Genomic DNA, 19,389 nt, shown 5'->3' on the forward strand with positions numbered 1-19,389 from the left:
TTCCCCCCCCCCCGCGGCGCGGCTTCTCTCCGCCGCCCCGGGGGGGGGGGCGCGGGGCCCTCCGCGTGCCGCATTGGGTGGGGGGTGGCCCCCCCCCCCCCCCCCCACGACGGGTGGCCCTGGATGCGGCCACGGCATACATACGGCACCGAATGCGGCCAGGGCACGCGGTCCCGGATGCGGTGGGCCGACCCTCGGAGCGTGCGGCCACCCCTCGGAGCTTGCGGCCCCCCCCTCGGATTTTGCGGCCCCCCTCAGAGTTTGCGGCCCACCGCCCCGTACCCGGGGATCACGCCGTCGTCCTGTCCTGGTACCGGTTCGCCGAGCTCGGGGTGCCACTCGGGTACGACCGCGACGCCGGGTTCGACCAGGTCGAGTCCGTCGAAGAAGCGGGTGAACTGCTCGCGGGAGCGCAGCGCGAGGGTGACGCCCGCGGCCTTGAGTTTTGCCGTGGCCGCCGCGGACTCCTCGGGGGAGAAGTCCGCGGTGGCGTGGGTCATCATCAGGTAGCTGCCGGAGGGCAGCGCCGCGAGCAGCCGGTCGACCAGTTCGTGGGCGCCGTCCTCGTCGGAGACGAAGTGCAGCAGGGCGACCAGCGACAGCGCCACCGGCCGGCCGAGGTCCAGGACCTTCCCGGCGCTCTCGACGATGGCGTCCGGATCACGGACGTCCGCCTGGAGGTACTCCGTGACGCCCTCGGGCGTGCTGCGCAGCAGAGCGGCCGCGTGGGCCAGGACGATCGGGTCGTTGTCGCAGTAGACCACGCGGGCGTCGGGCGCGATCTGCTGGGCGACCTGGTGCAGGTTGGGCTCGGTCGGGATGCCGGTGCCGATGTCCAGGAACTGGCGTACGCCGTTCTTGGCCAGCCAGCGAGTGGAGCGGTGCATGAAGGCCCGGTTGACTCGTGCCATCACCGGCACCCGTGGGTCGAGGGCGAGCATCTGCCGGCCCATCGCCTCGTCGACGGGGTAGTTGTCCTTGCCTCCGAGGTACCAGTCGTACATCCGAGCTGGATGGGGCTTACTCGTGTCGATCTCGACGGCTCCGGCGGGGTCCTGCCCGGTCATGAGGCACTCCGTAAGCATGCGACGCGGATAGCTTTCAAGTCAGCACCAAAATAAGTAAGTTGAGCGAATAAGAGTGGCGGGTGAACGAAGGGGTGAAGACGGGCTGAGAAAAAAGGTGACAGACAGATCCGTTCAGGACGGATCTGTTCAGGACAGCAGGAAGTCCGCCTCCCCCGCCTTGGCTCCCTCGATGAAGGCCGTCATCTCGTCGGAGGTGTAGATCAGTGCCGGCCCGTCGGGGTCGGTGGACTGCCGGACGGCGATCCGGCCGTCGGCGAGCTTCATCGCTTCCAGGCAGTTGCCTCCGTTGCCGCCGCTCCACGGCTTGTGCCAGCCCTCGCTGCCCAGTTCCCGGGCGGGCATGCCGTTGTAGATCCGCTGAGCGCGGACCCGCGGCCTGGACTGGGTCTTGATGCGGTTCATTCACAACTCCTTGCGGAGATCCCGGAGGATCTCCTTCGTGCGATGTGCCGTAGCGGCCTGCGCCGCCATGCGGTCCATGACCTCGAGGTGGGTCGCCACCTCGGTGCGGGCGTCGAGGTAGACGGCGCCGGTCAGGTACTCGCTGTAGACCATGTCCGGAAGCTCCGGCATGGCGAATCGGAACAGCACGAAGGGCCCGTACGTGCCCGGATGCGGCCCGTTCTCGAACGGGGCGACCTGCAACGTGACATTGGGCAGCTTCGCGGCCTCGAGCAGTTTGTCGATCTGCGCGCGCATCACCTCCGGGCCGCCGACCGGGCGGCGCAGCACCGTCTCGTCCATCACGAACCACAGCCGGGGCGCGTCCTGGCGGGTGAGCAGGTCCTGGCGTTGGATGCGCAGGTCTACGAGGCGCTCGATGTCCTCCGGGCGGGTCTGGCCGATGGCGCCGGACTTCAGGACACCGCGCGCGTACTCCTCGGTCTGGAGCAGGCCTGGCACGAAGTGCGGCTCGTACTGGCGGATCAGGGCGGCGGCGCCCTCGAGGCTGACGTGCATCGAGAACCAGCCGGGCAGGACGTCGTGGAACCGCTGCCACCAGCCCGGCTTGTTCGCGTCCTCGGCGAGCTGGACGAAGCCCTCGGCCTCCCCGTCGGTGACGCCATAGGCCTTCAGCAGTAGCTGGAGGTACGGAATCTTGAGGCTGACCTCGGCCATCTCCATGCGGCGGACGGTGGCGGGTGCGACGCGCAGGATGCGGGCGGCCTCCTCGCGCTTGAGCCCGGCGCGTTCCCGCAGGTCCAGCAGACGCCGACCGAGGACGACCTGTCCGACCGTCGGCGCGGACCGCGGTTCGCTCACGCCCCACCTCCACGAAGAGCCCGGCCGGCCGCGCGGGGCCTCACGAGGCCCGACCTGGCCGGTCACGGAAAGAATCCCGACAGCCCTACGGCGCCACTCGAAGATCTATTTGAAGATCCGTACGAGTCGTACCGATCTCCGGCGATCTCAACTGGCGCCGTTCAACGTGCTGTTGCGAGCAGTGTGCCACGGCCTCTCACCGCGTCACACAGCACTCTGCAATTTTCAGAGTGACACTTGCCAAGTGTGCACGGCGGGGAGATAGTGGCAAGCGTGATTCCGTCCGCGCCCTTAGGAACAGACGCCGCCGCAGGCCGCCCCCAGGGTCTCGGTGCCAGCGCGGGAGCAGGCCCCTACCAGGCCGCTGCCGAGCGCCGGTTCCGATTCGAACTGGCCGCCCATCCGGGTTCCCCCGCCCAGGCCAGACGCCTGACGAGGGCCCGGCTGACCGGCTGGTCGGTGTGCGAGGACACCTGCGACACCGCCGCCCTGGTCATATCCGAGCTGGTCACCAACGCGATCGTGCACACCGCGAGCGACGTCGTCGTCTGCGAGCTGCGCGACGGTGACGACCTGGTCCGCATAGCCGTGCGCGACGAGGGGTGCGCGCCGGGTGAGCCTCACCCGTCCCCGCAGCGTCCCGAGGAGGAGCACGGGCGAGGACTGATCCTCGTCGAAGCCCTCTGTCACGCCTGGGGTGCCCAGGAGCACGGGCCCGGCCTGCTGGTCTGGGCCGACCTGCCGCGCAAGGCCGAGGCCCCGCGCGCTCCCGCCGAGCCCTGCAACAGCCTGGGCCTGGACCCCGCCGAGCCGCACCACCCCGACCTCGGCGAGCTCCTCGACACGCTGGACGAGTTCCACGACGGCCCCGCCGAGCCGCACCGGGGCCCGGCCGGGCCCCGAAACGACCTCGGCTGGGGCTCCCGGCCGAAGCCGGGACCGTCCGAGGGCCCGAGTGACGAGGACGAGCGGGCCGAGCAGTGGCACCGAGGGGCGACCGGTCCCGCCGTACGACGACCGCGCCCCGCACCGTCGGCCGCACCCGTCCCCACCGCCTCCGCCAAGCCCGCACCCGCACCCGCACCCGCACCCGACGGTCCGGCCCCCCGTGTCGCACCGCAATGGCACCGCATCCCCGGCGGCCATGGCGGGCTCGAGGCCGGCCGCGACGGGCTGACCGCCGCTCACTCCGCCGGCGCCCTCCCGGCCGAGCACGGACGCGAGCGGGGAAGGATATGAGCGCCGTCCCCGGTCGGGCTCCGCTGCCGACCCTCGACACGCTCGTCCGTCTGAAGCGCGGGACTGGCGGTGCCGACGCCCCCGCACCGCCGCGCCGGCTGACCGTGCCCGACGGCATGACGGCCCCGCTGGGCTGCGACGCGGTGTCCGTCCCCGCCCGCTTCGGCCCGCTGCTCATGCCCCGTCTGCCGCGCGTGGGCTGCGTCTACGCCGACGAGGCGCGCTGGTGGTGGCTGGTCCCCTCCGACTCCGACTACGCCCTGGAATGGCCCGCCCCCGCGTACTACGCCACGGGTGCGCTGCTTCCGGACACCCGGCACGTTCCCGGTCTCGTGCACCGACCGGACGGCACGCTGCCGTACACCCCGCCGATCCCCCTCTACCTGGCCCTGTGCCGCCTCACGGGCGCGACGCCCACCTGGTCACGGGCGATCAGCGCGTAGTAGCCAACCGCCCCCGGCGAGGCGCTCCGGAACGCCGTCCGGCGCACGCCCGCGCGTCCCGGTTCTCCCCTCCCGCGCCCTGCCCGCGCGCGGCACATCCCGCGATAGTGGCCGTTCGTCGACGATCGCGATCGGGGGAGGCCGGCGGTGGGAGAGGCACGGGAGGCCGAGGCGGGCACGGCACGGGAGACGGAGAAGGCGCACGAGCCGCGGGATTTCGACGAGCGGGACGTGTCCGAGTCGGAACGGCTGCTCTTCGGCGGCCCGCTCCGCTACGACACGGGCTGGAACCAGCACCGGGACGCCTTCCTGGAGCTGAACGTCCGCGCCATGGTGATTCGGCTGCCCTCCCTGCTGCGCTCCAGCCTCCGCCTGGCCCGGCAGGCAGACCCGAAAGCCGCCCGCATCGTGCTGTGCGCCGAGATCGCCCGGGGCGGGGCGCAGGCGGTCGGTCTGCTCGCGATGAACACCGTCCTGGGCCGGCTGATCACCGGCGGCCCGATCGACGACCGGCTGCGCGGCGCCGCCCCCGCCCTGGCCGTCATGACCGTGGTCCTACTGGCCGGGGCGCTGCTGCGGGCCGCGTCGACGTATGCGACCGGGCGGCTCGAGCCCAAGGTGGAACGGGTGGCGACCGAGCTGTACCTGGAGCGGGCGGCGGCGGTCGAGCTCGCCGCGATCGAGGACCACGCCTTCCACAAGCTGCTGGACACCGCCCAGTACGGGGCCCGGTCCAGCCGTTACATGATCAGCCACGGCGCGCGCGTGGTGAACGCGATGATCTCGCTGGCCGCGTCGGCCGGCGTCCTCACCGTGCTCCACCCGCTCCTGCTGCCGCTGCTGGTGACGATGACGCTGCCCAGCGCCTGGAGTGCCCTGACCAATGCCCGGCGCCGCTACGAGTCGTTCCACACCTGGGTGCAGCACGCGCGCGCGGGGCATCTGATCGCCGGTCTCCTCACCGAGCCGGCGGCCGCGCCCGAGATCCGCGTCCACGGCGTAGGTCCCTTCCTGCTGCGGCACTTCCGCGCGATGTCGGAGACCGCGGAGGCGGAGCAGGCCCGGCTGGCCCGGCTGGCGGCCCGCACGGGACTGTTCGCGGCGACCTGGACGGGCCTGGCGACGCTGGCCACGTACGCCACGCTGGGCGGGCTGCTGCTCACCGGGACGATGGCGCTGGCCGTGGCGGGCACGGCCGTGATCGCGATCCGCAGCGGCTCCGCGAGCCTGAACACCCTCGTCCTGGAGGTCAACCAGCTGCACGAGGAGGCCCTGTTCGTGGGTGACCTGCAGCGGCTCTACGTGGAGGCGGCCGACCGGGCGATCCCGGTGGGCGGCGCGGCTTTGCCGGAGGAGCCACGGGAGATCCGCTTCGAGAACGTCACGTTCGGCTATCCGGGCGAGTCGGCACGTCCGGCCCTCGACGACGTCAGCCTCTCGCTCCCCCTCGGCCGGATCGTCGCGCTCGTCGGCGAGAACGGTTCCGGCAAGACGACCCTGGTGAAGCTGCTGGCGGGGCTGTACAAGCCGGACCGGGGGCGGATCCTGTGGGACGACGTGGACGCGGCGGACGCCGACCGGCACCAGCTGGCCGAGCGCATCGCGATGGTGGCGCAGGACTTCAAGAGGTGGCCGTTCACGGCCCGGGTCAACGTCGCGATCGGCCGTTCCGGCGCCCCGCTCACCGAGGAACGGCTGGCCGTGTCGATCGCCGAGGCGGGCGCCGAGGAGGTGGTCGCGGACCTGCCGCGCGGTCTGGACACCCTGCTGGCCCGGCACTTCAGCGGCGGTCACGAGCTGTCCGGTGGCCAGTGGCAGCGCCTCGGCATCGCACGGGCGGCCTACCGGCGGGGGCGCATCCTGGTCGTGGACGAACCGACGGCGGCCCTGGACGCCCGGGCCGAGCTGGAGGTCTTCGAGAAGATCCGCGCGCTGGCGGACAGCGGCCAGACGGTCGTGCTGATCACCCATCGGCTGGCGTCGGTCCGGCACGCCGACCTGGTGCACGTCCTGGACCAGGGCCGGCTGGTGGAGTCCGGGACCCCGGACGAGCTGCTGGCGGGCGGTGGTGTCTACGCGGAGCTGTACACGCTTCAGGCCGAGCAGTTCACGGTGCAGGTGCCCGCCCCGTCACAGGCGGGCTGACGGCTCACCGCGCGGTGTCGCCGCCCCGGACGACCACCAGGAACGTGTCCGTGGCGAGGTCCATGACGACCTCGGCGGCCGTCCCCTCCATGCGCCGCGCGTGCGCGAACTCCTCCGCAGGCCACGAGCCCCGCGGCCCACCCGCGGGAAAGCGCTCGAGCACGGTCCGCCCGTTCACCATCTCGCCACCTCCGATTGAGCGTCGCACTTGTAGGAGTTAACGCTCCTGGGAGGTCGATCGCCTCACCCGGTTGCGGGACTGAGACCTAGTTGACACGAGTTCAACGCAGAGCGCGAGGATACGGTCACCTTACGAACATCTCGGGCACTCTCCGTGTCAGGAGTCGTACTCGTCGTGACAACGGACGCGCGCACCGCCAGGTTGCCCCAGCGCAGGCCGCGAAGAGGTCGAGGAGCCCCGCCTTGCCGTCGCCGCCCTCGAAGACGTGCTCGTTGCCGTCGCAGCCCTCGAAGACGTGCTCCCAGCCGACCCCGGTCGTGGGCAGCGCGCGCCGTTCGGCGTTGAGCGCCTCACGCGCGCGTGTCACCGCCTTCTCCTTGGCCGGCGGCGACCACAGAGGTCCCGCTCGGCCCGCCCGGCTCCGAGATCGGCACGCGCGGGTTCGAGACGCGCGACATGGGTGACGCGGCCCGTCTGTGGGACGTGGCCCCGCTGATCCCCGCCGACCGCCGTTACTCGCGGATCGACTCCGGTCGCCGCGAGCTGATCGACCGCATGCTGACGGGTCACCGCCTGGTCCACCGGCTGACCTCGGCGGGCACGGGTACGGGCGCGGTGCCGCAGGAGGAGCTGCGGCTTCCGTCGGTGGGACAGGATCCGGCGGCGCGTCGGAACGAGCCGGGGTCGGACCACGCGCCGGTGTGGCTGCGGATCGGCTGACGGGCGGAGCTACCCGGCCACGGGCAGATCCGGCACGGGCGCACGCAGCCCCACCCGTTCCCGCCCCGCCGCCAGTTCACCGAGGAGTTCGGCGAGCCGCTCCCGATGCCGTGCGGTGAGCCGTCCGGTGTCGTCGAGGTGGACGGCGCAGGCGGTGGTCGTGTCGACGAGCCGTTCGAGGACGGCGGCGACCTCGTCCGTGCCCTCCGTGTGCCGGGCGAGGGCGGGCAGTTCGTGGGCGGCGCGGGCGCTGGCGGCGCGGGCCTCGGCGAGGGCGCGGTAGGCCTCGCGGCGCAGGGTCCAGCGGGCGGCGCGGTCGTCGGAGCCGTCGAGCACATGGGTGAGGTAGGCGTGCGCGGCGGTCGCGGCGGCTGCGAGCCGGGCGCGTACCTGGCCGCCGCGCCTCCCCGGCATCGGCAGATGTCCGACGATCAGCACGATCGCGCAGGCCAGCAGGGTCTCCGCGATCCGGCTGACGGATGCCTGGGGCTCCCCGCCGACCATCACCAGGGACAGTACGAGCACGGTGACGACAGCGGTCTGGGCGGCGAAGTGCCGGGTGGAGACGGGAATGAGCGCACCGCAGAGGGCCACCAGCGCCACCAGCCCCTCCGGCCGGGGCAGCACCGCGGCGAAGCCGGCGAAGAGCAGCGCCCCGAGCACGGTCCCAGCGGCCCGGCACAGCACCCGGGACACCAGGGGCCCGAGGTCGGGCTTGACCAGGAAGACCGCCGTGGCGGGCAGCCAGTACCAGTGCGTGTGCCGCCCGTACCAGTGCGCATGGTTCAGGGCCAGCGCGACGGCGACACTGGCCCCGAAGGAGAGGCCGATCCGCAGCCCGTACTCGCGGCCGCCCGCCCCGAAGCCGGCGCGCAGCAGGTCACGGGCGCCGCGCCGACGGGTGTGCAGCGCACCGCCACTCCCCTGGTCGAAGGCGTCGGCGGCGTGCAGCAGCGCGTCGTCGAGGGCGCGCAGCGCGGGAGCGGACCGGGAGGGCGCGGGCAGCGGACCGGTGTGCGTGTTCTCGCGTACGGCGGCGGCGAGCCGTCGGGGCCCGGCCGAGGCCCGCTCGGAGAGCGGCTCCGCGGCCCAGGCGAGCGCGGTCGCGGCCTCGGCGAGGGGCAGCGCGGCGGCGTACTGGGCGTGCAGGCGCCGTTCGACGGCGGAGCCGGCGCAGCGCCGGAGCCGGGGCCCGGCGAGGGCGTCCTGGGCGTGGTCGAGGGCCGCGGTGAGCGCGGCCCGGCGGGCGGTGGCGTGTTCGGTCCCCGCGGCGTCGAGCAACTCCGCGACGGCGTCGTACACACCGGCCACCGCGTCCCGTTCGCCGTCGAACCGGAAGTCGCCGGTCATCGCGCCGGGCGTGGGCAGCACGAGTCGCAGCGCGAGCAGCCAGCCGGCCCCGGCGATGAAGGCGAGAGCGCGCGTCCACCCGGCCTCCGGGACGGGCATCCCGGCCCCGATCGCCGAGGCGACGAGCAGCTGCGTCCCGGCTCCGGACGCGACGGGCCCGACGGCGCTCATCCCGCCGGCGAGGAGTCCGAGCCCGGTGAGGACGGCCGTCAGCGCGACCGCCCCGACGTGATCCCCGACATGGGTTCCGACCAGCAGCCCTCCCGCACCCGCGAGCGCGGGCGCCCCGAGCCGCTTGACGGCGGTCCGCCTGCTGCCGGGCCGGTCGTTGATCCCGGCGAGCATCGCGGCGATCGCGGCGACCACCCCGAGAGACGTCCGGCCGACGAGAACGGACGCGAGGAGCAACGGCCCGGCGGCCAGCGCCCCGCGCGTGACCGCGCTCCAGGGCACGGGCCCGCGCTGGGCGCGCAGGGCGTGGGCGAGCCACGGCGGAAGCGCGGCGAGAGAGGTGAATGCGCGAGCGGGAATGTGCGGGCGCGGTGACACGGAGCTCCTGTCGGGCGAGGGCGGGGTCTGCCTTCGGGCGACGATGGCCGGGGCGGTCAGCTGTGAGCTGTGGTGTCCACGGTACGGGGCGGTCTTGGAGAGGGTGGGACGGTTTCGTTTCAGCGAGGTGACACCTGGGCCGAATCCCGCGTTCTTTATGAACGCAAGGCCGGAAACGGGAGCGGGACCGGGGGCGTAGCCTGCCCCCGGCCCCTGTCGAGCCACCCATGTCGCACGCCGGCGCACTTGAGGACCCAGGTCAGTCGTGATGTCGTCGCGTCCTGCCTTTGGACCACCGCGCATCGAGCTGCGCGGGCCGGACTTGAACCGGCAATTCGACGTCCGGGGGCCTGGGCCCGGTCGCTCCGGCGATCGGCGGCGAATGCTGAGTCTGGAGCGAGAGTCTGAGATTCATCGCGATCCGTCCCTGGATTACCCGGCGGGTACGGTTCGCTCGTCACGACAAGCTTCAGCTTCAGCTTGCGCTCCTCGCGCACCCCGGTCTCATCGGACCGGGGGGTCTCGAAGGCTACCCGAACAGATAGCCGAACACGGCGTCACCGACCCGCTGGTCGACGACGTCGGCGCCGTTCGCCTCCTCCCGGGCGAACTTCACCGCCTGCTGCACCTTCTCGAGACGGGCCAGCAGTTCGTTGACGCGGCGGGCGGGAAGCGCTCCCGAGAACTTCACGGTCGTCCAGTAACCGACCGGCACGTCCTCGTAGTACACCTCTACCTGCGCCGGATGCTTGTCGGTCGCCTCCGCCTTCACATGGTTGCGCGGCACCTTCTTGGTACGCAGCGTCCGTACCGGCTCGGTCTTCCACGCGTCGGTGGACGGGTCCTGCGCCCAGGACTCGGAGGCGTCGAGCACGGGCAGCTTGCGTACGAAGGTGTTGAGGTCGACCAGCTGCTTCTCGAGGAAGAGCAGGTAGGACACCGGTACGTCGGCGACGAGGACCCGGCCGTCGACCTTCACGTCCGCGCGGGCGGCGCAGTTGGCCCAGTCCTTCGTGGCGGTCACGTCGAACAGCCGGGTCAGGGTCGCCGCGGTCTCCCGCAGCACGTCCTCGGCCTTCACCTGCACCCGGGTCGACTCGGGCGGCAGCTGCTCGCCCTCCTCGTCCTTGGGCTGGTAGGTCCGCGAGATACCGGCCAGCAGCGCGGGCTTGTGCAGTCCGTGCTGAGCCGTGGTCAGGTCCTGGTGGGCCTTGGACTTGATGCCCTTCTCGACTGCGATGATCTGATTGAGTTTCGCCACGACGCAGACGGTAGCGGCTTCCACACCATGGCCCAAAGGGTTATTGACCGAGTGGACGCCGGGCCTCCCGCCCCCCAACGCCCCCAACGTTCCCTCCAGTTCACCGACATCAGCACTTCGTAGTTTCGCGATGCTGCCGTCTGCATCCCGGCCCGGCCCGCGCCAAGGGGACGGCCGAGGGCATCAGGGGGTTCCGTCAGCCGTTCCACACGTCCTGGTGGCGATGGCGGGTCGGCGGGTGGTCCAGGTCATCGGCCACGGCAAGGAGCGCGCCCGGCGGGGCGGCGCGGAGACGGTTACGGGCGGTCGAGCGGAACACGGACAACGCGGCGCGCGCACGGGACTCGTACGGGCCGGCGATCTGCTCGTTCAGGGACCGGGGAAAGGTGTAGGAGCGGAACACGCGCACCAGCGGGTCGGGCACCGGACGACGCCGCTCACGTCGCGCACGGGCCAGCTCCTCTGCGCTGTAACGGAGTTCGGTGATCCGGTGACCGGTGTCCCGGCTGAGGCTGAGACTTTGGGAATGGCGTTGATCAGGGTGGACGCGGTGCCGGAGACGGACGTGGTGGACGGTACGGGACATGACGGACCTCCGAGGGCCCGCCGGAACTTCCGGCGAGGCCGCTAAGAAGTCCGCCCCCGTGAACCGGCCGAGGCATTTGCTTCGCATGGGATGAAGCGTGACCAGTCCGGATCGAGTTGTCCAACGGTTACCCACCGCGGAGCGATCGATGCTCCTATTGGCTGTCAAGCGGCTTCGAGCCAGTCGCGGTAGGCGTTGGCGAGGGTGTCGTCGCGGCGGACGCCGCGTTCGATGCAGGAGATGACTGCGGGCCAGACACCGAAGTGGTTGGCGGCGGCGGTGAGGGTGATGTTCCTTGCCTGGCGTGCGGGTCGCAGGTCGGCGACGGCGGGGACGGTGACCGTTGTGGTGAGGCAGCGGAACACTTCCCGCGCGATTGCCCGTTTGAGGAGCCGGATGATCTCCTTCTTGGTCCGTCCGGCTGCGGTCTGCCGGACCACGTAGTCCCGGTGTGGTTGTCGCTGGACATGCGCACGAGCGCGATCCGGTAGAGGGCCGCGTTGGCTGCGCGGTCACCGCCCCGCGAGAGACGATGGCGGTTGGTTCTGCCACTTGATGCAGGGACAGGGGCAGCGCCGCACAGAGCAGCGAAGGATGCCTCGGTGCGCAGACGTTCAGGGTTGCCGCCGGCGGTGATCAGGAGCTGGGCCGCTGTGCCGGGGCCGACACCGTAAGCGGCACGCAGGCCCGGATTCTGCTCGGTAACGGCGGTGTCCAGTGCTGCGGTGAGTGCGTTGTGCTCGGTGGTGAGGGCCTGGACGCGCCGGGCGAGGCTCTTCAGCGCGGTCAGCACGGCCAAGGAGTCCCCTTGATCCGGTGCTTCACCGTCCCTGGAATTCGTCTCCCTACGGCTCGGCCCCCCACACCCTCCGCTTCGGCACCGGCTTCGCGAAGCTCCCCGCCCGGCCGGTCGCCAGCCCCAGCCCGACCAGCCCTTCGGCCAGCTTCACCGCCGCGCCCACCCCGTCCACGACCGGAAGGCCCAGCCTGTCCCCCACCATCCGCTCCAGTCCCGTCACCCCGGCGCAGCCGAGGACCAGCACGTCGGCCCCTGCCGCCCGGACCCGCTCGGCGGCCGCCAGAAAGGCCGCCTCGGTACGGTCACGGTCGCCGAGGTCGAGGACGCCGAGACCGGTGCCGACCACGGCGGCGCAGTTGCGGCCCACCCCGGCCAGCTCCAGACTGTCCTCGATCAACACCCTGCTGATCTCGGTCATGGAACCGGTCGCCGGCCGCCTGCAATGGCTCACCAGGCGCAACGAGGAGTGGCCCCAACTCCTCACCGAACACCAGGACCTCTACGACGCCATCGCCTCCGGCGACCCCATCCGCGCCCGCGCCCACGCCTTGGACCACGTACAGGCCAACTACCGCTCCACGGTCCGCCACCTGTTCGGCGAACCGAACCTCCCGGAGGCGCCGGAAGCCGACGCTTAGACGACCCCCGCCGCACCCCCCGCCCCCGAAGCTCCCGCCGCCGCGCGCAGTACATCGCGCAGCATCTCGGGGGTGAGCCGACCGGTGAAGGTGTTGCGCTGGCTGACGTGGAAGCAGCCGAAGACATCGAGGCCATCGCCGCCGTCGCCGCCGTCCGGGCGGTCGAGCGGCACCCGGGCCCCGTGCGCGAAGGCGGGCCGCGGCCGGGGCACGGTCCAGCCGGCCTCGGCGAACGCCGGCAACGCGGCCTGCCAACCGAAGGCACCGAGTACGACGACCGCGCGCAATGTCGGCCGCAGCAGCCGCAACTCCTGCACCAGCCAGGGCCGGCAGGTGTCCCGCTCCCCCGGGGTGGGCTTGTTGGCGGGCGGCGCACAGTGCACGGGCGAGGTGACCCGCACGCCGTACAGCTCCAGCCCGTCGTCGGCGCAGACGGCCGTGGGCTGCGAGGCCAGCCCCACGTCGTACAACGCCTGATACAGCACGTCGCCGGAACGGTCCCCGGTGAACATCCGCCCCGTACGGTTCCCACCGTGCGCGGCCGGGGCGAGCCCGACGATCAGCAGCCGGGCGTCGGGCGGACCGAACCCGGGAACGGGCCGACCCCAGTACGTCCAGTCCGCGAAGGCCGCCCGCTTGGTACCGGCGACCTCCTCACGCCACGCCACCAACCGAGAACACGCCCGACAGCCCGCGACCCGCTGATCAAGCTCGGCGAGCGCGGAACGGGAAGGGCCGGACTCGGAGGGAGAGCCTGCTGACGGGGCGACGGAGGAGGCAGAGGACGAGGCGGAGTCGGAGGCGGAGGCGGAGGCGGAGGCGGAGGCGGAGGCGGAGGCGGAGTCGGAGGCGGAGGCGGAGGCGGAGGCGGAGGCGGAGGCGGAGGCGGAGGCGGTGAAGCTGGAGGGGGCCTTGGGGGCATCCATGTCTCCACCGTAAGGCGGCACCCAATGAGTCCAAGCCGGGTGGGCCGACCGGTGGGGGCCCTCCCCCTCCCCCCTTCCCCTCCCCCCGTCCCCCGCCCGTCACGCCCTTCGCCGCGCGAGCCGCAGCAGCTCCGCGTTCGACCCCCGTCGCTTCCAAGCGATGAGCGCCAGTGGCACGAGCAGGATCAGCGGCGTCGCCGCGTTCTGGCCGTCGAAGACGACGATCTGGACGACGAACGCGCCCACCATCAGCGCCCCCAGCGCCACCGCCGCCACGGACTGGAGCACGGGGATGAGCAGGGCGACCGCCCCGGCGAGTTCCAGGGCGCCGATGGTGTACATGCCCCCGCTGCCCCAGCCCATCTTGTCGAACGCCTCGGAGGCCGACGGGTGCGCGATCAGCTTCGGCAGCGCGCTGGCGATCCCGTAGAAGAGCGCGAGGAACACCTGCAAGCCCCGCAGAGCGATCCGAGCGCGGCGAGCTCGGGCGATCGCGGAAGCCGAAGCCGGATCGGAAGCCGAAGCCGAATCGGACGAGGGCGCGGCAGCGGAAGTGGTGGTGCCGAGGGAAGGCGTGGTCTCGGACATGAAGGTCTCCTGCGGTGAGCGGTCCGTCGTGCTGTCGGTGAGGTAGACCGACCTCCGTCAGCGAACTCATCGCAGTCCCACCGGGCTTTCTCGCGCCACCGCCTCTCCGGCCGCCCCTGCCCTCGTCCCTCCAGATCCGCCCCCCTCCAGATCCGCCCTCCTCCAGATCCGCTCCCTGCCGTCTCTCCCCTCCCGTCCCGTCCCCCTCTACTCCGTCACCGGCACCGCCCTCACCCAGATCCGGTCCTCCGTGAGATAGCGATCCACCCTGAGGCCCGCCTCCGCCAGGGCCTCCTCGAACTGCTCCTTGGTCAGTGGTCGGGACCGGAAGGACTGAGTCCACACGGCGTCCGGGAACTCGTACTCGGCGAGTACGGAGTGGACGCCGTCCCCGACGGGCTCGGTCGAGGCGATCCGCACCGTGAAGCCGCCGGGGTCGACGCGCTGGCGCGGGACGTTGGAGTGGTAGTCCTCTCCCTCCCGTTGGATCAGCACGCACCCGCCCTTGGCGAGGTGCCGTGCGCAGACGCGCAGCATCCTTCGCCGCACCTCGACATCCCCGTTGTGCACGAGGAACGAGGCGAGCATCACCACATCGAACGTCTCGCCGAGGGCGAGATCCTCGATGGGGCCGCATATCGTGCGTGCCCCGCGGACGCGCTCCAGCATCTCTGCGGACTCGTCCACCGCCGTGACCGTGAACCCGCGCTCCAGCAGGGCGTGCGTCACTCGGCCGACCCCGCTGCCCAGCTCCAGGATGTGCGCGCCTTCGGGCACCGCAGCGGTGATGACTTCCGGCTCGTTCCCGACCGGCAGCCGCGAGTAGAGCTCGACCGCGCAGCCGTCCGGGGTGATCGCGCCGGGACCCGTTCCCTCGTAGCCGTCTCGCATTTTCAGCCTCATGCCAGTCCAACGGCCCGCTGGTCTGCGGCCGTTCCCCATCCTCGCCGGTTCACCCGTTCGAGGTACGGCCCCTTTGTTCGAGCCTGGCCGGGGGGCGGAATGAAGCACACCGGCCGTGCGGCCTGCGGCGTCTGCGACGCGAACCGACCCTGCCCGGCATGCCGGTACCCCGTCCCCTGGAGAACGTCCGGACCGAGGAGTACGTTGCAGGGAGGAGCGGTGATCAGGATGCGTACCGGCAGTGAGCCGACGACAGCGCGCAGTGCGCTGAGGATGCGTCTCTGGCTGACCCTGTGGGGTCTGGCTTGGGCGATCTTCGGGACGGCCGCGTTCGCCCTCGCGGGACGCCCGGGATGGGCGGCTGCCTGCGGGGTGCTGTGGCTGGTGGTCACCGTGGATCTGGCGATGATCCTCAGGCATCGGCGGCAGGGCCCCCACTATCAGCCGGGCCGTGACATCCCGCCGTACCGGCCGCCCGAACACCGCCATCCCTGAGGCCCGACCCTGCGAACTGCCGCTGAGGCCTGCCTGCCGTCGAGCCCTGAGCACAGCCGGTCCGCCCGGACACCGGCTGTGCTCAGTTTTCGAAGCGCGCCGCTTCGAGGTACTGCGGATTCGGGTCGAGTGCCGCGGCCAGCCGGAAGTGACGCTTGGCCTGGTCGCTGCGCCCCTGCCGCTCATAGGTGCGGCCGAGCGCGAAGTGCGCGAAGGCGTTGTCCGGTTCGCGCTCCAGGACGACGGTGAACTCCAGCTCGGCGGGCCGCAGTTGGGCGGCGGCGAAGAACGCTCGCGCGCGCAGCAGCCGGGCGGCGGTGTTCTCGGGGTGCGCGGCGATGACACCGTCGAGCAACTTCACCGCGCCCCGCGGGTCCCGTGCGGCGAGCAGATGCTCGGCGGCACGGAAGTCGATGACGTCTGTCTCCGGAGTACGTCCGGTCGAACCGCTGGTATCGGGCACGGAAAAATCCTTCCCTTGCTCGGTGGGTTCAACGCGCGGGGCGAGGGCCGCTATTCCGGAGAGGTCCCGTGCGGCGTCTGCGCCCTGCGCGCGAGGTCGGCCCAGACGTCCTGCACGCGCCGCTGGAGGTCCGCCAGCGGTACGTCGTTGTCGATGACGATGTCCGCGATCTCCCGGCGTTTCTCGCGCGTCGCCTGTGCGGCCATACGCGCGCGTGCGTCGTCCTCGGTCATGCCGCGGAGCCGGACGAGCCGGTCGAGCTGGGTCTCCGGGGCCGCGTCGACGACGACCACCACGTCGTAGAGGGGGGCCAGATTGTTCTCGGTGAGGAGGGGGACGTCGTGGATGACGACGGCGTCCTCGGGGGCGGCCGTCTCCAGTTCGCGGGAGCGGGCGCCGACCAGGGGGTGCACGATCGAGTTGAGGAGCGCCAGTTTCTCGGGGTCGGCGAAGACGATCGAGCCCAGGCGCGGGCGGTCGAGGCTGCCGTCCTGGGCGAGTACGTCGTCGCCGAAGGCTTCGGTGACCGCCACGAGACCGGGGGTGCCCGGCGCGACGACCTCGCGCGCGATGCGGTCCGCGTCGATCAGTACGGCCCCGCGTTCGACGAGCAGCCGTGAAACCTCGCTCTTGCCGGCACCGATTCCGCCGGTCAGGCCCACTTTCAGCATGAGCGGAAGCTTAGGGCCTGCCGGTGACGATGCACCCGACAGGCCCCTGTGTGCTCCTTCTGTGCGCTGCCCCGGTGCGCTGTGCCCTTGGTCGAGCCCGCGTCTCGTCCTTGAGCGCCGCCGCTTCGTCCCCGAGCACTGCCGCCTCGCCCTCGAGTGCTGCCGCTGTGCCCTCCGGGCTGCTCAGCCCTCGCCTTCGCGCTCCGCCAGGAAGCGCTCGAACTCCTGCCCGATCTCGTCCGCCGACGGGATGTCGACCGGTTCGGCGAGCATGTTGCCGCGGGTTTCCGCACCGGCGGCGGCGTCGTACTGGTGCTCCAGGCCCTGGACGAGGGAGGTGAGCTCCTCGTCGCCCTCCTGGATCTGGCGGTCGATCTCGGTCTGCGTACGGTGGGCGTCCGTGCGCAGGGCGTGCGCGATGCCCGGCAGGACCAGGCCGGTGGCCGCCGTGATGGCCTCCAGGACGGTCAGGGCCGCGTCCGGGTACGCCGAACGGGCGATGTAGTGCGGGACGTGCGCGGCGACGCCCAGGATGTCGTGTCCTGCCTCCATGAGGCGGTACTCGACGAGCGCCTCGGCGCTGCCGGGGACCTGGGCCTCGTCGAAGGGGCTGCGGTGACCGGGCATGAGGTCCGTACGGTTGCCGTGCGGGGTGAGGCCCACCGGCCGGGTGTGCGGGACGCCCATGGGGATGCCGTGGAAGTTCACCGCCAGGCGGACGCCGAGCCGCTCCACGATCTGCTTGACGGCGACGGCGAAGCGCTCCCATTCCACGTCCGGCTCGGGGCCGGACAGCAGGAGGAAGGGCGCACCGGTGGTGTCCTGCACGAGCCGGACCTCGATGGCCGGCTCCTCGTACTCGGTCCACCGGTCGCGCTTGAAGGTCAGCAGCGGGCGGCGGGCACGGTAGTCGACCAGCCGGTCGTGGTCGAAGCGGGCGACGAGTTGGTGGGGCAACGAGTCGAGGAGCCGGTCGACGATCTGGTCGCCGGTCTCGCCCGCGTCGATGTATCCGTCGAAGTGGTAGAGCATGACAAGTCCAGCCGACTCCTGGGCCAGCGCCATGTCGACGACTGCCAGGCCTTTCGGCTCCCATGCGTACAAACCCTGCGGATCAAGCACTTGGACCGCTCCCCTCGTGTTCGTCCTGTCCAACGCGCGTCGAACGGTGGGTATTCCCGGACCACGACCTTGATCAGGTGACTCTCAGCGGCTTCTCATGGCTACCGGGCCGGACGGTCCCGAGGGCTCGCTCGGGGTGCAACTCCTCAACAGCACAGGGAGCTTGGCTGCTTGGCTGCTTGGCTGCGGGCTCGGCAGGGGACTTGGCGGGGCAGCACTGAGGGCCCGCACCTCGAAAGGTGCGGGCCCTCAGTCGAGCGACTAAGCCTCAGCGGCTAGCGTTCGTTCAGCTCTGGCCGCCGGCCAGCTTCTCGCGCAGAGCGGCGAGCGCCTCGTCCGAGGCCAGCGCGCCGGACGTGTCGGCACCCTCGGAGGAGTACGAACCACCGCCACCGCCACCGCCACTGGACGCGGCCGGAGCCGCACCCGCCGCGTCGCCACCCTCGGCAGCGGCCTTCTCGTCCGCCTCGCGGGACTTGATGACCTGAGCCTGGTGCTGCTCGAAGCGCGTCTGCGCCTCGGCGTACTGGTTCTCCCAGACCTCACGCTGCGACTCGAAGCCCTCGAGCCAGTCGTTGGTCTCGGGGTCGAAGCCCTCGGGGTAGATGTAGTTGCCCTGGTCGTCGTACGACGCGGCCATGCCGTACAGCGTCGGGTCGAACTCGACCGAGGCCGGGTCGGAACCGAAGGACTCGTTGGCCTGCTTCAGCGACAGCGAGATCCGGCGACGCTCGAGGTCGATGTCGATGACCTTGACGAAGATCTCGTCGTTGACCTGGACGACCTGCTCCGGGATCTCCACGTGGCGCTCGGCCAGCTCGGAGATGTGGACCAGACCCTCGATGCCCTCGTCCACGCGGACGAACGCACCGAACGGAACCAGCTTCGTGACCTTGCCGGGCACGACCTGGCCGATCTGGTGGGTCCGGGCGAACTGCTGCCACGGGTCTTCCTGGGTCGCCTTCAGCGACAGGGAGACGCGCTCGCGGTCCATGTCGACGTCGAGGACCTCGACGGTGACTTCCTGGCCGACCTCGACAACCTCGGACGGGTGGTCGATGTGCTTCCAGGACAGCTCGGAGACGTGGACCAGACCGTCGACGCCACCCAGGTCCACGAAGGCACCGAAGTTGACGATCGAGGAGACCACGCCGGAGCGGACCTGACCCTTCTGCAGGGTCGTGAGGAACGTCTGGCGGACCTCGGACTGGGTCTGCTCCAGCCAGGCACGGCGGGACAGGACCACGTTGTTGCGGTTCTTGTCCAGCTCGATGATCTTCGCCTCGAGCTCCTTGCCCACGTAAGGCTGGAGGTCGCGGACGCGGCGCATCTCGACAAGGGAGGCCGGCAGGAAGCCACGGAGGCCGATGTCGAGGATGAGACCACCCTTGACGACCTCGATGACGGTGCCGGTGACGATGCCGTCCTCTTCCTTGATCTTCTCGATGGTGCCCCAGGCGCGTTCGTACTGGGCGCGCTTCTTCGAGAGGATCAGGCGGCCTTCCTTGTCCTCCTTCTGGAGAACAAGGGCTTCGATCTCGTCGCCGACCTTGACGACCTCGTTCGGGTCGACGTCGTGCTTGATCGAGAGCTCGCGGCTCGGGATGACACCTTCGGTCTTGTAACCGATGTCGAGGAGAACCTCGTCCCGGTCAACCTTGACGATGACGCCATCGACGATGTCACCATCGTTGAAGTACTTGATCGTCTCGTCGATAGCGGCGAGGAATGCTTCCTCGTCACCGATGTCGTTGACCGCAACCTGCGGGGTGGTGGCGGTGGTCTCGGTGCTGCTCGTCATGTGGGAAAGGGCTCCGGTACGGACAGAGAGTCGTAGGTACTGCTACGCCGGAAGCCCGTGATCGCCCTGAAGAAGCCGGACAGCTTAGGAGGCACCCCACCAGGGAACTGGTGATGGCACCTCGAGAACCGAGGGGACATACAACAGAGGCGAGCGCA

General features: G+C 71.2%; 18 protein-coding genes and 6 pseudogenes. 6 read left to right on the forward strand and 18 right to left on the reverse strand.

What is annotated here, in order from left to right; genetic code table 11:
- Window positions 1–254 precede the first annotated feature (254 nt).
- The 3 genes from ACFWBB_RS34915 to ACFWBB_RS34925 form a co-directional block, all read right to left on the reverse strand.
- Complete coding sequence (locus ACFWBB_RS34915; RefSeq protein WP_385280835.1) at window positions 255–1,067, reverse strand: SAM-dependent methyltransferase; 813 nt, start codon at window positions 1,065–1,067, stop codon at window positions 255–257.
- A 147-nt stretch (window positions 1,068–1,214) separates the two neighbouring features.
- The gene (locus tag ACFWBB_RS34920; protein WP_385280837.1) at window positions 1,215–1,490 is read right to left on the reverse strand and encodes a DUF397 domain-containing protein; all 276 of its coding nucleotides are present in this window, start codon (window positions 1,488–1,490) and stop codon (window positions 1,215–1,217) included.
- Window positions 1,491–2,351, reverse strand: coding sequence for a helix-turn-helix transcriptional regulator (locus ACFWBB_RS34925; protein ID WP_385280840.1), 861 nt, complete (start codon window positions 2,349–2,351; stop codon window positions 1,491–1,493).
- Window positions 2,352–2,624: 273 nt separating this feature from the next.
- Between ACFWBB_RS34925 and ACFWBB_RS34930 the strand changes: the two are divergent.
- From ACFWBB_RS34930 to ACFWBB_RS34940, 3 genes and pseudogenes are all read left to right on the forward strand, one after another.
- A pseudogene (locus ACFWBB_RS34930) lies at window positions 2,625–3,347 on the forward strand (ATP-binding protein); the annotation flags it as partial.
- A 239-nt stretch (window positions 3,348–3,586) separates the two neighbouring features.
- Complete coding sequence (locus tag ACFWBB_RS34935) at window positions 3,587–4,033, forward strand: hypothetical protein (protein WP_385280843.1); 447 nt, start codon at window positions 3,587–3,589, stop codon at window positions 4,031–4,033.
- Between the two features lie 231 nt (window positions 4,034–4,264).
- Complete coding sequence (locus ACFWBB_RS34940; protein WP_385280918.1) at window positions 4,265–6,178, forward strand: ABC transporter ATP-binding protein; 1,914 nt, start codon at window positions 4,265–4,267, stop codon at window positions 6,176–6,178.
- Window positions 6,179–6,182: 4 nt separating this feature from the next.
- Here ACFWBB_RS34940 and ACFWBB_RS34945 read toward each other — a convergent pair whose 3' ends face one another.
- Together ACFWBB_RS34945 and ACFWBB_RS34950 are read right to left on the reverse strand one after the other, a co-directional pair.
- The gene (locus tag ACFWBB_RS34945; RefSeq protein WP_385280846.1) at window positions 6,183–6,359 is read right to left on the reverse strand and encodes a hypothetical protein; all 177 of its coding nucleotides are present in this window, start codon (window positions 6,357–6,359) and stop codon (window positions 6,183–6,185) included.
- A gap of 220 nt (window positions 6,360–6,579) precedes the next feature.
- Window positions 6,580–6,756 (reverse strand): annotated as a pseudogene (locus ACFWBB_RS34950) (DUF899 family protein); the annotation flags it as partial.
- Here ACFWBB_RS34950 and ACFWBB_RS34955 point away from each other — a divergent pair.
- Window positions 6,744–7,079 (forward strand): annotated as a pseudogene (locus tag ACFWBB_RS34955) (endonuclease); the annotation flags it as partial. The pseudogenes ACFWBB_RS34950 and ACFWBB_RS34955 sit on opposite strands and share 13 nt — an antisense overlap.
- A 9-nt stretch (window positions 7,080–7,088) precedes the next feature.
- On the opposite strand, the gene ACFWBB_RS34960 reads toward ACFWBB_RS34955, so the two are convergent.
- The 6 genes and pseudogenes from ACFWBB_RS34960 to ACFWBB_RS34985 form a co-directional block, all read right to left on the reverse strand.
- On the reverse strand, window positions 7,089–8,978 hold the full coding sequence (locus tag ACFWBB_RS34960; protein WP_385280849.1) for an FUSC family protein: 1,890 nt from the start codon (window positions 8,976–8,978) through the stop codon (window positions 7,089–7,091).
- Window positions 8,979–9,507: 529 nt separating this feature from the next.
- Window positions 9,508–10,239, reverse strand: coding sequence for a hypothetical protein (locus ACFWBB_RS34965; RefSeq protein WP_385280852.1), 732 nt, complete (start codon window positions 10,237–10,239; stop codon window positions 9,508–9,510).
- Between the two features lie 196 nt (window positions 10,240–10,435).
- Window positions 10,436–10,825 (reverse strand): hypothetical protein, encoded by a 390-nt coding sequence (locus tag ACFWBB_RS34970; protein ID WP_385280855.1) that lies wholly within the window; start codon window positions 10,823–10,825, stop codon window positions 10,436–10,438.
- 164 nt (window positions 10,826–10,989) lie between these two features.
- Complete coding sequence (locus ACFWBB_RS34975; protein ID WP_385280927.1) at window positions 10,990–11,265, reverse strand: hypothetical protein; 276 nt, start codon at window positions 11,263–11,265, stop codon at window positions 10,990–10,992.
- A gap of 71 nt (window positions 11,266–11,336) precedes the next feature.
- A pseudogene (locus ACFWBB_RS34980) lies at window positions 11,337–11,618 on the reverse strand (transposase); the annotation flags it as partial.
- A 52-nt stretch (window positions 11,619–11,670) separates the two neighbouring features.
- Window positions 11,671–12,030 (reverse strand): annotated as a pseudogene (locus tag ACFWBB_RS34985) (aspartate/glutamate racemase family protein); the annotation flags it as partial.
- On the opposite strand from ACFWBB_RS34985, the pseudogene ACFWBB_RS34990 reads away from it, so the two are divergent.
- Window positions 12,020–12,262, forward strand: a pseudogene (locus ACFWBB_RS34990) (FCD domain-containing protein); the annotation flags it as partial. The pseudogenes ACFWBB_RS34985 and ACFWBB_RS34990 sit on opposite strands and share 11 nt — an antisense overlap.
- On the opposite strand, the gene ACFWBB_RS34995 reads toward ACFWBB_RS34990, so the two are convergent.
- From ACFWBB_RS34995 to ACFWBB_RS35005, 3 genes are all read right to left on the reverse strand, one after another.
- Window positions 12,259–12,933 carry a uracil-DNA glycosylase gene (locus tag ACFWBB_RS34995; protein WP_385280921.1) on the reverse strand — a complete coding sequence of 225 codons (675 nt, stop codon included), beginning with the start codon at window positions 12,931–12,933 and terminating at the stop codon, window positions 12,259–12,261. The pseudogene ACFWBB_RS34990 and the gene ACFWBB_RS34995 sit on opposite strands and share 4 nt — an antisense overlap.
- A gap of 354 nt (window positions 12,934–13,287) precedes the next feature.
- Window positions 13,288–13,776 (reverse strand): DoxX family protein, encoded by a 489-nt coding sequence (locus tag ACFWBB_RS35000; protein ID WP_385280858.1) that lies wholly within the window; start codon window positions 13,774–13,776, stop codon window positions 13,288–13,290.
- A 207-nt stretch (window positions 13,777–13,983) separates the two neighbouring features.
- A complete protein-coding gene (locus ACFWBB_RS35005; protein WP_385280861.1) occupies window positions 13,984–14,667 on the reverse strand; it encodes a class I SAM-dependent methyltransferase in 684 nt (227 codons plus the stop codon).
- A gap of 240 nt (window positions 14,668–14,907) precedes the next feature.
- Here ACFWBB_RS35005 and ACFWBB_RS35010 point away from each other — a divergent pair, with 240 nt between their 5' ends.
- A complete protein-coding gene (locus ACFWBB_RS35010; RefSeq protein WP_385280864.1) occupies window positions 14,908–15,174 on the forward strand; it encodes a DUF6343 family protein in 267 nt (88 codons plus the stop codon).
- An 82-nt stretch (window positions 15,175–15,256) separates the two neighbouring features.
- Here ACFWBB_RS35010 and ACFWBB_RS35015 read toward each other — a convergent pair whose 3' ends face one another.
- The 4 genes from ACFWBB_RS35015 to rpsA form a co-directional block, all read right to left on the reverse strand.
- Window positions 15,257–15,637 (reverse strand): tetratricopeptide repeat protein, encoded by a 381-nt coding sequence (locus ACFWBB_RS35015; RefSeq protein WP_385280867.1) that lies wholly within the window; start codon window positions 15,635–15,637, stop codon window positions 15,257–15,259.
- 50 nt (window positions 15,638–15,687) lie between these two features.
- Complete coding sequence (gene coaE, locus ACFWBB_RS35020) at window positions 15,688–16,308, reverse strand: dephospho-CoA kinase (RefSeq protein ID WP_385280870.1); 621 nt, start codon at window positions 16,306–16,308, stop codon at window positions 15,688–15,690.
- A 183-nt stretch (window positions 16,309–16,491) separates the two neighbouring features.
- Window positions 16,492–17,430 (reverse strand): PAC2 family protein, encoded by a 939-nt coding sequence (locus ACFWBB_RS35025; protein WP_385280873.1) that lies wholly within the window; start codon window positions 17,428–17,430, stop codon window positions 16,492–16,494.
- 286 nt (window positions 17,431–17,716) lie between these two features.
- Window positions 17,717–19,231 (reverse strand): 30S ribosomal protein S1, encoded by a 1,515-nt coding sequence (rpsA, locus tag ACFWBB_RS35030; RefSeq protein ID WP_385280875.1) that lies wholly within the window; start codon window positions 19,229–19,231, stop codon window positions 17,717–17,719.
- Window positions 19,232–19,389: the final 158 nt, after the last annotated feature.

The organism is Streptomyces sp. NPDC060000 (genome assembly GCF_042737375.1).
Lineage (GTDB): Bacteria > Actinomycetota > Actinomycetes > Streptomycetales > Streptomycetaceae > Streptomyces.